Genomic DNA, 12,301 nt, shown 5'->3' with positions numbered 1-12,301 from the left:
GTGGGGATCGACTTACCCGGTCGTTTCCACGCCGACGCCCACAAGGGAGAATACCGCATGGCTCTTTACGAGCACACGGTCATGTCGCGCCAGGATATCTCGGCGCAACAGGCCGAAGCGCTGAACGACACCATCAAGGGCTTGATCGAACAAGGCGGCGGTTCCGTCGCCAAGATCGAGTACTGGGGTCTGCGCAACCTGACCTACCGCGTGAAGAAGAACCGCAAGGCTCACTATTCGCTGCTGGCCGTCGATTGCCCCCCGGCCGCCATGGCCGAGGTCGAGCGTCAGCTGTCGATCAACGAAGACGTGCTGCGTTGGCTGACCGTCCGCGTCGAGGAGCTCGACCTGGAACTGTCGCCGCTGCTGGCCCGCCGCGAGCGTGAACGCGAGCGTGAGCGCGAGCGCACCCCGCGCGAAGACGCCGCCGCCGACGCCGAATAAGGAACCCGGAACATGACCGATACCACTGCCCCCACCCCGGGCGCACCGGCGGGCTCCGGCGCCGCCGGCCGCCGCCCCTTCTATCGTCGCCGCAAGGTCTGCCCGTTCTCGGGCGCCAATGCGCCGAAGATCGACTACAAGGACGTGAAGCTGCTCCAGCGTTACGTCTCCGAACGCGGCAAGATCGTGCCCTCGCGCATCACCGCCGTCTCCCAGAAGAAGCAACGCGAACTGGCCAAGGCCATCAAGCGCGCTCGCTATCTGGCCCTCCTGCCTTACGTGGTGAAGTGAGATGAAGGTCGTTCTGCTTGAACGCGTCGAGAATCTCGGCGCCATCGGCGACGTCGTGTCCGTCAAGGACGGCTTCGCCCGTAACTTCCTTCTGCCGCGCGACAAGGCCCGCCGGGCCACCGCCGCGAACCTGAAGGCCTTCGAACTCGACCGCGTCGCCATCGAGCAACGCAACGACAAGAACAAGGCTGATGCACAGAAGGTCGCCGACAAGATCGACGGCCAGACGTACATCATGATCCGTCAGGCCGGTGAAACCGGTCACCTGTACGGTTCGGTCGCAGGCCGCGACGTCGCCGAGGCCATCCAGGCCGAAGGCGGCAAGGTCGAGCGTTCGCAAGTCGTCCTGAACACGGCGATCAAGAACCTGGGCGTCCACGAAGTGCCGGTTCGCCTGCACGCCGAGGTCCGCGCCACGGTCAAGATCAACATCGCCCGTTCGATGGATGAAGCCGAGCGTCAAGCCAAGGGCGAGGACGTGATCCGCAGCCAGTTCGACGATGAGCGCCAGGCCGCCGAGCAATCGGCCCAGGAACTGATCGAAGGCGGCGCCGGTCAACAAGAAGGCTTCGGCGACGAAGCCTGATTGACCCCGGCCTTCGGGCTGGATCGCCAAGACATCAGGGGCGCGTTCCGCAAGGGACGCGCCCTTTTTGCCGCCCGCCGCCCGCCGCCCTGTCTATGACAAGTTTACAACAAGCAGCGATCGTTGTTCGCCTGGAATGCGACTTAGACAAAGAGCTTGCTTGACGTCGCCGCTTTGCGGTCACAGCCTCCAATCACGACCGATTTCGGCCCGAACGGCGAAAGATTATTGCGCCTGACGACGAGCCGGCCGAGGGGCGACGGCATGGCGGCCTGTCGAACGTCCGCGCACATGGCCGTCGTGCTTTCGTCGGGGATCATCAATGCAAATCGGACACGGCCGTCGGGCCCTGCTGGCCTTCGCTTCCACCAGCGCGCTTTTCATGGCGTCATCCGCCTTCGCTCAAGTCACGCCGCCGCCGACTGACGACACGACCGAAGTGGGCGAGATCATCGTCACCGGCACGCGCACCGTGGGCCGCAGCCGCCTGGACAGCGTCGCGCCCGTGGACGTGATCACCGGCGAGACCCTGGCGAAACAGGGCACGGGCACGGAACTGGCGGCCGCCCTCGCCGCCACCGCCCCCTCGATCAACTTCCCGCGCCCGGCCATTTCTGACGGATCCGATCACGTCCGCCCGGCGACCCTTCGCGGCCTGGCGCCCGATCAGACCCTGGTGCTGATCAACGGTCAGCGCGGCCACGTCGGCGCCCTGGTCAACGTCAACGGCGCACTGGGACGCGGCTCGACCGCCTTCGACCTGAACACCATCCCATCGATCAGCCTGGGCTCGGTGGAAGTCCTGCGCGACGGCGCCTCGGCCCAGTACGGCGCCGACGCCATCGCCGGCGTCATCAACCTGCGTCTGCGCGAGGCGTCGAGCGGCGGCGGCATCACCGCCAACTACGGCATCTACGACACCGACTTCACCACCGCGCGCGGCGACCACAGCCGCCGTGACGGCGAACAGACCTCGCTCGCCGGCTGGGTCGGTCTGCCGCTGTTTGGCGATGGCTTCCTGACCCTGTCGGGCGAGGTGCAGAAGCGCAAGCCCACCAACCGCTCCGACTATGCCGCGACCAGCGCCGTAAACGGCGGCAGCGCGACCACCGTCATCGGCCGTTTCGGCGACCCCTATACCGAGGCCTACACGGGCTATTTCAACGCCGGCAAGCCGCTGAGCGGCGAATGGGAGGCCTATGCCTTCGGCGGCTATCAGAAACGCAAGTCCGAGGCCGCAGCGACCGCTCGCGCCTTCAACAACTCCAACAATGTCGCGGCCATCTATCCGAACGGCTTCCTGCCGATCATCGCCGCCGACATCACCGACTACAACATCTACGGCGGCGCCAAGGGACCGGCCTGGGGCTTCGACTGGGATCTGTCGGTCGGTTATGGCCGCAACGAACTGGATTACAGCGTCCTCAACTCACTGAACGCCTCCTACGGCGCGGCGTCGCAGACCGAGTTTGACGCCGGCTCGCTCAGCTATGGCCAACTGACCATCGGCATCGACGCGGTGAGACAGGTCGAGGTCAATCTCTATGAGCCGTTGAACGTCGCGTTTGGCGTCGAGTATCGCCGCGAGGACTTCAGCGTCTCCGAGGGCGAACCGACCTCCTACAACAAGGGCCCGGTCACAGCAGGCGGCGCCGGCTCGCAAGGCTTCCCCGGTTTCGCGCCGTCCAACGCCGTCGATGTCGATCGCAACAACATCAGCGCTTACATCGATCTGGAGGGCAAGTTCTCCGAACAGTTCACCGTCGGCCTCGCCGGCCGTTACGAAGACTATTCCGACTTCGGCGATCAGTTCACGGGCAAGATCTCCGCACGGTACGACTTCACCGACGCCTTCGCCCTGCGCGGCGCCATCTCGACCGGCTTCAAGTCGCCCGCTCTGCAGCAGCAGTTCTTCAGCTATGTCGCCACCAACCTGGTCGCGACGAGCGCCGGCGTCGTGCTGCAGCAGAACGGTTCATACCGGGTCGACGACCCCATCGCCATCGCCCTGGGGGCCAAGCCGCTGGAGCCTGAGACCTCAACCAACTACTCCCTTGGCGCCGTCTTCCGTCATGGAGGTTTTGAGCTGACCGTCGATACATACCGCATCGATGTCGCGGATCGGATCATCTACTCCGAAACCCTTGGCGTTTCGCGTCCCAGCCAGACTGCACAGTCCACTGCGGCGATCCAGGCCTTGCTGGCTCCGTTCGGCGTGACCGGTGCTCGGTTCTTCCTGAATGGTGTCGATACTTCGACCAGCGGCGTGGATGTCGTCGCGCGTTATCGCACCCAGCAGGACATCGGCCGGTTCGATTTCACCCTGGCGGGCAACTTCAACTCGACGGAAGTGACCAAGACGCCGGCCGTTCCCAGCAACCTGATCATCGCTCCATCCGACGCGTTCCTGTTCGACCGGTCATCGAAGCTGTCGTTCGAACAGGGCACGCCGGAGCAGAAGATCGTCGCCAGCGTCGACTGGTCCTTGGGCGACTTCGGCGCGACCCTGCGCGGCACCAGCTACGACACCGTGCTGGTCGCCAACAACAACGCCACGCTGGATTACGAGACGGGCGACGCCCTGCTGCTGGATCTGGAGGGGCGCTACACCCTGCCCTTCGGCGTCGCACTGGCGGTGGGCGTCAACAACCTGACCGACGAATATCCGACCGCCACGCCGATCAATATTAATGGCGCGACGGGATCGGTGGGCTATCCCAGCTACTCGCCCTACGGCTTCAACGGGCGGTTCTTCTACGGTCGTCTGAGCTACAGCTTCTAGGCCGACCGACATAATCCAAAGAACGGGGCGCTTTCCGGAGCGCCCCGTTTTGCGTTGCGATAGACTTTCTACTGGCTTACCGCAGAAAACATGGACTTCTGCGTCGATTGACCCGCCGCACCTTCGCCCTGATATGGCCATGACCGCCGGAATCTCCCCGACCGTGCGGTTGGAGACGGCGATGACGACTATCCCCTATTTTGCAGCGACGCCCCTCGCCCGTGGGCGATGTTGCGGCTGAGGCCGCACGACCTCTGATCTCCAAACCGACCTCAAAGCCCGCCGTAACCAGCGGCGGCGATGCGCGCTCGCGCCAAAAACAAGCCTTAGGAAATCTCTCAATGCGCAACACCCTGCAACGGGCCGCCGTCCCGGCCCTGTTCGCGACCGTCTCGACGCTCGCCCTGCTGACCACCGCCCCCGCCTTCGCCCAGACAACTGAGCCCAGCGCCGATGACGCCGCCCAGGTGGACGACATCGTCGTCACCGGCACGCGGGTCCAGAACCGCTCGCGCCTGGACACCCTGGCCCCTGTGGACGTTGTGACGGCGCAGGCGCTGCAGACGCGCGGCACGACCGAGTTCGCCACCGCCCTGGCCCAGGCCGTGCCGTCGCTGACCTTCCAGCGGCCGTCCGCCAACGATGGCACGGACTCGATCCGCCCGATCACCCTGCGCGGCCTGTCGCCGGATCAGACGCTGGTGCTGGTCAACGGCACGCGTCGCCACGCCTCGGCCCTGGTCAACGTCAACGGCGTCGTGGGGCGCGGCTCGGCCGCCGTCGACCTGAACACCATCCCCACCGGCGCCCTGGACCGGGTCGAGGTGCTGCGCGACGGGGCCTCGGCCCAGTACGGTTCGGACGCCATCGCCGGCGTCGTGAACCTGCGCCTGAGGGAAGCCTCCAGCGGCGGCGGCGCCAGCGTGACCTACGGCCAGTATTTCACCACGGTGAAGACCGCGCGCGGCGAACGCGACGAACAGGACGGCGGCACGGTGACGGCCTCGGCCTGGCAGGGCTTCTCGCTAGGCGACGACGGCTTCCTGACCCTGTCGGCGGAGTATCTGAACCGCGAATCGACCAACCGCTCGGACTATGATCCCCGTGCAGCCGCGAACGGCGGCATCACCGCCCGCTTCGGCGACCCGGACGTCGAGCAATGGACGGTCTTCGCCAACGCCGGCAAGGGCCTGGGCAACGGCTGGGAGGCCTACGGCTGGGCCGGCTATCAGGATCGCGACAGCGAAGGCGCCGCCTTCCCTCGCCTGTCCGACAACGCCAACAACGTCGCCGCCATCTATCCCAACGGCTTCCTGCCCAAGGTCGCCATCAACTCCAGAGATGCGTCGCTGGCCGGCGGCCTGCGCGGCGAACTGGCCGGCTGGAACACCGACGTCAGCCTGACCTACGGCCGCAACGCGCTGGATTTCCGCACCGAGGATTCGCTGAACGCGACCTATGGCGCGGCTTCGCCGACCAGCTTCGATTCCGGCAGCCTGATCTATGATCAACTGGTGCTGGGCGCCGACTTCAGCCGCGAGTTCGAGGTCGGCCTGTCGGGCGGCCCGCTGAACTTCGCCTGGGGCCTGGAGCAGCGCTGGGAAAGCTATCAGATCGAGGCCGGTCAGCCCGAAAGCTACAACCGCGGCCCTCTGGGCGCCAATGCGGCCCTGACCGGCGGCGCCCAGGGCTTCGTCGGCTTCCAGCCCTCGAACGCCGTCGATGTGGATCGCGACAACTTCGCCGCCTACGCCGACGTGGAAATCCCCCTGACCGACAAGCTGCGTGTCGAAGGCGCCGTGCGGTTCGAGGACTATTCCGACTTCGGCGACACCCAGACAGGCAAGTTGTCGGCCCGCTATGACTTCACGCCCAGCTTCGCCCTGCGGGGATCGGTCTCGACCGGCTTCCGCGCGCCCTCGCTGCAACAGAGCTTCTTCACCTCGACCGCCTCGGTGATCCAGAACGGCGCAGTGGTCGAGACCGGCACCTTCCCCGCCACCAGCGCCGTCGCTGCGGCCCTGGGCGCCCGTCCGCTGAAGGCCGAGACCTCGACCAACTATTCGCTGGGCGCCGTCATCCGCCTGGGCCGGTTCGACCTGACGGTGGACGCCTACAAGATAGACATCGAAGACCAGATCGTGCTGTCGGAGCTGATCAACCGCTCCTTCTCTCCCCAGGTCGCCAGCCTGCTGGATCCGCAAGGCATCCAGGCGGCGCGCTTCTTCCTGAACGGCGTCTCGACCTCGACCGAGGGGGTGGACATCGTCGGGCGCTATCGTCTGCCGACCGACACGCTCGGCGACTTCGACTTCACCGTGGCGGCCAACTTCAACGATGTGTCGGTCAACAGCCTGCCGACCTCGTCGTCGGTGCTGAACCCGGTCCCGACCCTGTTCGCCCGCCAGCGCATCCTGACCATCGAAGACGGCACGCCCGACACCAAGGTCTCGGCGGCGGCGGACTGGAGCCGGGACAAATGGGGCGCCACCGTGCGCGCCACCTACTATGGCGATGTGCTTCAGGCCGGATCGGTTGCGGCCAACGACTACAGTACGGGCGCCAAGACCGTCGTCGATCTGGAAAGCCGTTTCCAGCTGACGGAACGCGTCGGCGTCGCGATCGGGGTGGACAATGTGTTCGACGAATACCCGGACTTCGTGCCGGGAACGCTGAATTCCAACGGCGTGCTGGGCTTCCCCTACTATTCGCCGTTCGGCTTCAACGGGCGCTACGGCTATGCGCGCGTCAGCCTGAAATGGTGAGGTCGAGCTGACGATCTATGAGGCAAGGGCGCTCTGCGGAGCGCCCTTTTCTTTGATCGGATTACGAAAGCTTCAGCTTGGTCCCTCCACCGCGCCGCAGTTGCGACACATATCGGCGTTCAACCTTGGCCTTGCCAGAGGGGGCTTTGGAGGGGACCGACATGAAGACCAGATTGATCGCAGCCGGCGTCTTGGCGCTTTCGCTGATCGCCGGCGCAGCCAGCGCCATGACGGTGCAGGAGTTCCTGACCACCGCCAACGCCATCCCCCAGAACCCGACGGCCCTGCTGCGCTCCGACACGCGCCGGCTGATGGCCGAGTTCCGCGGCGCCGTCCGCACGGTTCGGACCGAACAGACCGCGGCCACGACGGCGGGACGTCCGCCTGCGACCTGCATGCCGGACAAGGTCAGCTTGTCGCCGAACCAGATCCTGGCCCGCTTCAACGCCATACCTGCCGCGCGTCGCAACATCAGCGTGACCCAGGCGATGCGCGAATGGATGGCGGCGGAGTACCCTTGTCCATAAGGCTGGACTGATCGACGATCCTTCGCAGGACGGACGAAATCCGATTGAGCAATTCCGGTTCGTCCCCAGTCTGGACGATCTGTCCACGGCGCATGGGGCGTCCCCGTCTGACGCAGGCGCGTGAGAGGGCTAAAGCGTTAATCGATGAACGCCTTTGCCCCCATGCCCTTCTCGTCCTCGCCCATGGAAAACGGCGGCGTCAGTTCGATGCCGCACAATCTGGAAGCCGAGCAGGCGCTGCTGGGCTCGCTGATGTTCGACAACGCCGTGTTCGAGCGGCTGAACGACCGGCTGCGCGGGGTGCATTTCTACGAACCCTTCCACCAGCGGCTGTTCGACGCCGTCGAGGATCACATCCGCCAGGGCATGCTGGCCGAGCCCACCATTCTGATGGAGCGGTTCAAGCAGGACCCGGCCTTCCAGGAGTTCGGCGGCCTGCGCTACCTCGCCGACCTGGTCGACCGCGCGCCCCCGGCCGCCAATGCGCCCGACTATGCCCGCGTCGTCTATGACCTGGCCCTTCGCCGCGATCTGATCCGCATCGGCGGCGAGATGATCAAAGAGGCGCCCAATCCCGAGACGCCTGCCGACGAACAGATCGAACAGGCCGAACAGACCCTGTATTCGCTGGCCGAGACGGGCAAGCCGTCGTCCGGTTTCGTCAGCTTCTCCAACGCCTTGTCCGGCGCCGTTCAGATGGCGGCCGAAGCCTATCAGCGCGAAGGCAAGCTGGCCGGCCTGGCCACCGGCCTGAACGATCTGGACCGCAAGCTGGGCGGCCTGCACCCCTCCGACCTTCTCATCCTCGCGGGCCGTCCGTCGATGGGCAAGACGGCGCTGGCGACCAACATGGCCTTCAACGTGGCCCGCGCCTATCAGTGGGAGCCGACGCCGGAGGGCCGCAAGACCGTCAACGGCGGCGTGGTCGCCTTCTATTCGCTGGAAATGAGCGCCGAACAGCTGGCCATGCGTATCCTGGCCGACGCGTCTGGCGTCTCGTCGGACAAGCTGCGCAAGGGCGAGATCGACGCCACCGACTTCGGCAAGCTGCGCGACGCGGCGGTCGAGATCGGTGAGGCCCCGCTCTACATCGACGCCACCGGCGGCCTGTCCATGTCCAAGCTGGCCGCGCGCGCGCGCCGTCTGAAGCGGATGGAACACGGGCTGGACCTGATCATCGTCGACTACCTGCAACTGGTCACGACCGGCAACGCCGGCGGCCAGAAGAACCGCGTGCAGGAAGTGTCCGAGATCACCGGCGGGCTGAAGGCCCTGGCCAAGGAACTGTCGGTGCCGATCATCGCCCTGTCGCAGCTGTCGCGTCAGGTGGAACAGCGCGACGACAAACGCCCCCAACTGTCCGACCTGCGCGAATCCGGCTCGATCGAGCAGGACGCCGACTGCGTGATGTTTGTCTATCGCGAGAGCTACTACCTGGGTCGCGCCGAACCGCGCGAGGGCACCGAGGAACACCTGCAATGGCAGCAGGACATGGACCGCCTGCAAGGCCAGGCCGAAGTCGTCATCGGCAAGCAACGCCACGGCCCCATCGGCATCGTCAAACTGGCCTTCGACGCCGACACCGTCCGCTTCGGCAACCTGGCGCACGGGTATGAAGAGGTCAGCTACGAGTAGCTCTGTGACTAGACAAGCTTAGCTTTTGGCTTGAACGATGATCGCCATGATCACGACGTCCGCTTCTCCAAAATTTTCCCAGCAAGTCTTGGCCGAGTTCGGCATCTTTCCGCTTAGGGGCATACTATGCCTCGCATCGGTCAGCGCAGTGGCCGCAGCTTTCGGCCTGTTGTTCTGGAAACAGGACGTGTGGGGGCCCGGCTATGCCTTTGCCGTCGTAATCGCCCTTGGGTGGTTCGGCGTCCTTTCGCGACGGCATCGACGATGCTGGACGTTCGCCCTTCCCTTCTGGGTCTGGCGAAGTTTCTTTCGACGCTTACCGCCATGGCCGTGCCAATCGGCTTGGCCGTCTTTTTGATAATCGTGGGGATCACGGACTCCATTCCGACAGCTTTCCTTTCGGGAGGTCTGCTATTGCTCGGTGGAATGGCGCTCGTAGCTCTTTTACCCGCTTGGCCAATCACCCAGGCCATATCGCAGAACTGGGTGAGCCCACTGGCCGCCTTGCGCGCGACAAAGGGTCATCGCGGCGGCCTGATCTTCGTGGCCCTGCTGCTCGGGGCCTTCAATCGCCTCATCCCCAGCATAGACACCACCGCAAGCTTTACAGCTGCATGCGTCATGGCCGTCGTGGGCGCGATTGGCAGCGTCGCATGGGCGATGGCCTTTGTGAGTATCTCGGTCGCATCATCGAAGCTCATGAGCCGGAACTTGGCGGCGAACCAACTTGGTCAGTCGAAGACGCGCGCAAACTGACACCCAGCCCGTCTCGACCAGCGTACCAACACCCCATTCTGCGTCGCCTCTTCCATCGGCGCGGTGATGGCGCATAAGGACGCCATGACCGCATCGACCCCCGCCGTCCTGTCCGTCGATCTCAGCGCCCTGGCGCGGAACTACCACACGCTGGGCGCCGTCAGCGGCCAGCCGGTGCATCCGGTGGTCAAGGCGGACGGCTATGGGCTGGGGGCGCAGGCGGTGGCGACGCGGCTGATGGCTGAGGGGGCGCGGACCTTTTTCGTGGCGCGAGCGGCCGAAGGCGTTCGGCTGCGGGCCGCGCTGGGGCCGCAGGGCTCTGGTGGACCGGTCATCTATGTTCTCGACGGATGCCACGGCGACGACGCCGAGAGGCTGAAGGCGGCGGACCTGCGGCCAGTGCTGAACCATCCGGCGCAGATGCAGGCCTGGGCGGCGGCGGGCGGCGGGACGTGCGGTCTGCAGATCGACACCGGAATGAACCGGCTGGGCGTCCGGCCCGAAGATGCGCCCGAGGCCTTCGACGGCCTGGGCCTGGTCCTGACCCACCTGGCCTGCGCCGATGAACCTGCCAATCCTATGAACCGGCGCCAGCGCGACGCCTTTGCAGGCGTGGTGGATCGCTATCCGGGCGTGATCCGGTCTTTCGCCAACTCCAGCGGTTGTTTCCTGGGCCCCGATTTCGCCTTCGACACCGTGCGGCCGGGCATCTGCCTTTACGGCGGCGGACCGGAGGGACGGCCCGATCCCCGGATCGCGCCGGTGGCGACCCTGACGGCAGAGGTGCTTCAGGTGCGCGACGTGCCGGCGGGTGAGAGCGTCGGCTATTCGCGCGGCTTCATCGCCGAGCGCCCGATGCGGGTCGCCACGGTGGCGGCGGGCTATGCGGACGGACTGCTGCGATCCTATTCGCCCAGAGGCGAAGTGTGGATCGCGAACGAGACCCGAGCGCTGCTGGGCCGTATCTCGATGGACGTCTGTGCGGTGGACATCACCGGCCTGGACGTCGCGGTCGGCGATCCGGTCGAGCTGTTCGGCCCGAACCGCTTGCTGGACGACGCGGCGGCGGCGGCGGGGACCATCAGCTATGAGCTGCTGACCTCGATCACCACCCGCGTGCCGCGTCGCTACGTGGATTAGACGGCGCGCAGGACCGCGCCTCAGCGCGCGTCCTTGACCACCTCGCCGCCCTTGACGACCACGGGCACGCTCTGGAGCGTGGTCACGTCGGCCAGCGGATCGCCCGCCACCGCGATCAGGTCGCCATAACGGCCCACCGACACCGCGCCCACGTCGGCCTCGCGTCCCAGGGCCTGCGACGCATTCCAGGTGGCGGCGCGGATGGCTTCTGCCGGGCTCATGCCATAGCGGACCATGACGGCGAACTGTTCGGCGTTGCGGCCGTGCGGATAGATGGCGGCGTCGGATCCGAACACCATGCGCGCCCCGGCGTCGTGGGCGCGGCGGAAGTTGTCGCGCTGGGCCTGGGCGATCTCGCGGTCCTTGCGCAAATTGTCCTCCGTGACGCCGAACTCGGTGCCCGTCGCCTGGGTGAAGTCGGTGTTGTAGATGTCCATCGACAGCCACGTTCCGTGCTCGCGCGCCAGGCGGATGCCCTCGTCGTCGATCAGCGAGGCGTGTTCGATGGTGTCGATGCCGGCGCGGATGGCCGCCTTGATGCCCTCGGTCCCATGGGCGTGGGCGGCGACCTTCAGGCCCCACATATGCGCCTCGTCCGCGACGGCGCGCAGTTCGGCCTCGGTCATCTGCTGCTGGCCGGGTTCGGTGTTGTGGGAGAAGACGCCGCCGGTGGCGCACACCTTGATCACCTGGGCGCCGTATTTGCGCACTTCACGCACGCTGTGGCGCGCGGCGTCGGGGCTGTCGGCGTTGTATTCATTCCGCATTTCCATCGCATGCGGCATGCCGGTGTGGTCGCAATGACCGCCTGTCGCCCCGAAGGAAACGCCCGCCGGAACGACCCGCGGCCCCTCGACGAAGCCCCCGTCGATGGCCTGGCGCAGGGCGACGTCGGCGAAGGGCGGGCCGCCGAGATTTCGCACCGTGGTGAAACCGGCCATCAGCGTTGCGCGCGCATGCGGGACCTGCAGGATCGGCTCGAAGTCGTCGGCGAACCGCAGGGCCTCGAAACCGGCGACATAGGGGGTGCCGCCCAGATGGACGTGCATGTCGATCAGGCCGGGCAACAGTGTCAGGCCCGGCAGATCCAGACGCTTCGCATCCGTCGGCACGTCGGCAGGGACACGGTCGCCGACGGAGACGATCCGGCCATCGGTGATCACCACCACAGGCGCGGTGACATAGACGCCGCGCTCGACGTCGACCATGCGGTCGGCGGTGACGACCAGCGTCTCGGCCCAGGCGGCGCTCGCCATCAATGTCATCGCCAGCGTCGCTGCGCCGGCGATGGCGCGTTTGCAGAGTGTCATGAAAATCCCCATCCCCGTGATCCGCCGATCCTGCCACGGAATCGGCGCAGGGGAACGAGGAAAGC

At 66.1% G+C, this 12,301-nt stretch carries 10 protein-coding genes; 9 read left to right on the top strand and 1 reads right to left on the bottom strand.

What is annotated here, in order from left to right; all coding sequences use genetic code 11:
* Positions 1-57: 57 nt before the first annotated feature.
* From rpsF to alr, 9 genes are all read left to right on the top strand, one after another.
* Positions 58-444, top strand: coding sequence for a 30S ribosomal protein S6 (gene rpsF / locus ACP693_RS08910; protein WP_135193337.1), 387 nt, complete (start codon positions 58-60; stop codon positions 442-444).
* A 12-nt stretch (positions 445-456) separates the two neighbouring features.
* The gene (rpsR, locus tag ACP693_RS08905; protein ID WP_008259463.1) at positions 457-735 is read left to right on the top strand and encodes a 30S ribosomal protein S18; all 279 of its coding nucleotides are present in this window, start codon (positions 457-459) and stop codon (positions 733-735) included.
* Between the two features lies 1 nt (position 736).
* On the top strand, positions 737-1,321 hold the full coding sequence (gene rplI / locus ACP693_RS08900; protein WP_135193070.1) for a 50S ribosomal protein L9: 585 nt from the start codon (positions 737-739) through the stop codon (positions 1,319-1,321).
* A gap of 322 nt (positions 1,322-1,643) precedes the next feature.
* On the top strand, positions 1,644-4,103 hold the full coding sequence (locus tag ACP693_RS08895) for a TonB-dependent receptor plug domain-containing protein (protein WP_426017465.1): 2,460 nt from the start codon (positions 1,644-1,646) through the stop codon (positions 4,101-4,103).
* Between the two features lie 341 nt (positions 4,104-4,444).
* Positions 4,445-6,868 carry a TonB-dependent receptor plug domain-containing protein gene (locus ACP693_RS08890; RefSeq protein WP_426017467.1) on the top strand — a complete coding sequence of 808 codons (2,424 nt, stop codon included), beginning with the start codon at positions 4,445-4,447 and terminating at the stop codon, positions 6,866-6,868.
* Positions 6,869-7,029: 161 nt separating this feature from the next.
* Positions 7,030-7,395 carry a hypothetical protein gene (locus tag ACP693_RS08885; protein WP_426017469.1) on the top strand — a complete coding sequence of 122 codons (366 nt, stop codon included), beginning with the start codon at positions 7,030-7,032 and terminating at the stop codon, positions 7,393-7,395.
* Positions 7,396-7,539: 144 nt separating this feature from the next.
* On the top strand, positions 7,540-9,030 hold the full coding sequence (locus tag ACP693_RS08880) for a replicative DNA helicase (RefSeq protein WP_346497712.1): 1,491 nt from the start codon (positions 7,540-7,542) through the stop codon (positions 9,028-9,030).
* A gap of 264 nt (positions 9,031-9,294) precedes the next feature.
* Entirely contained in the window at positions 9,295-9,786 is a 492-nt protein-coding gene (locus ACP693_RS08875; protein WP_426017472.1) for a hypothetical protein, read from the top strand.
* An 84-nt stretch (positions 9,787-9,870) separates the two neighbouring features.
* Complete coding sequence (gene alr / locus ACP693_RS08870) at positions 9,871-10,926, top strand: alanine racemase (protein ID WP_426017474.1); 1,056 nt, start codon at positions 9,871-9,873, stop codon at positions 10,924-10,926.
* Positions 10,927-10,946: 20 nt separating this feature from the next.
* Here alr and ACP693_RS08865 read toward each other — a convergent pair whose 3' ends face one another.
* Positions 10,947-12,236, bottom strand: a complete 1,290-nt coding sequence (locus tag ACP693_RS08865) for a metal-dependent hydrolase family protein (protein ID WP_426017475.1) — start codon at positions 12,234-12,236, stop codon at positions 10,947-10,949.
* Between the last annotated feature and the right edge of the window lie 65 nt (positions 12,237-12,301).

Origin of the sequence: Brevundimonas sp. TWP1-3 (assembly GCF_049896085.1) — a bacterium.
Taxonomy (GTDB): Bacteria; Pseudomonadota; Alphaproteobacteria; order Caulobacterales; family Caulobacteraceae; genus Brevundimonas.
The sequence above is the reverse complement of the archived record's forward strand: the minus strand, read 5'-3'. Positions and strand labels throughout refer to the sequence as shown.

Coding starts and splice junctions, on each gene's coding strand:
- rpsF (WP_135193337.1), top strand. CDS start 58: ATGGCTCTTTACGAGCACACGGTCATGTCGCGCCAGGATATCTCGGCG.
- rpsR (WP_008259463.1), top strand. CDS start 457: ATGACCGATACCACTGCCCCCACCCCGGGCGCACCGGCGGGCTCCGGC.
- rplI (WP_135193070.1), top strand. CDS start 737: ATGAAGGTCGTTCTGCTTGAACGCGTCGAGAATCTCGGCGCCATCGGC.
- ACP693_RS08895 (WP_426017465.1), top strand. CDS start 1,644: ATGCAAATCGGACACGGCCGTCGGGCCCTGCTGGCCTTCGCTTCCACC.
- ACP693_RS08890 (WP_426017467.1), top strand. CDS start 4,445: ATGCGCAACACCCTGCAACGGGCCGCCGTCCCGGCCCTGTTCGCGACC.
- ACP693_RS08885 (WP_426017469.1), top strand. CDS start 7,030: ATGAAGACCAGATTGATCGCAGCCGGCGTCTTGGCGCTTTCGCTGATC.
- ACP693_RS08880 (WP_346497712.1), top strand. CDS start 7,540: ATGAACGCCTTTGCCCCCATGCCCTTCTCGTCCTCGCCCATGGAAAAC.
- ACP693_RS08875 (WP_426017472.1), top strand. CDS start 9,295: ATGCTGGACGTTCGCCCTTCCCTTCTGGGTCTGGCGAAGTTTCTTTCG.
- alr (WP_426017474.1), top strand. CDS start 9,871: ATGACCGCATCGACCCCCGCCGTCCTGTCCGTCGATCTCAGCGCCCTG.
- ACP693_RS08865 (WP_426017475.1), bottom strand. CDS start 12,236: ATGACACTCTGCAAACGCGCCATCGCCGGCGCAGCGACGCTGGCGATG.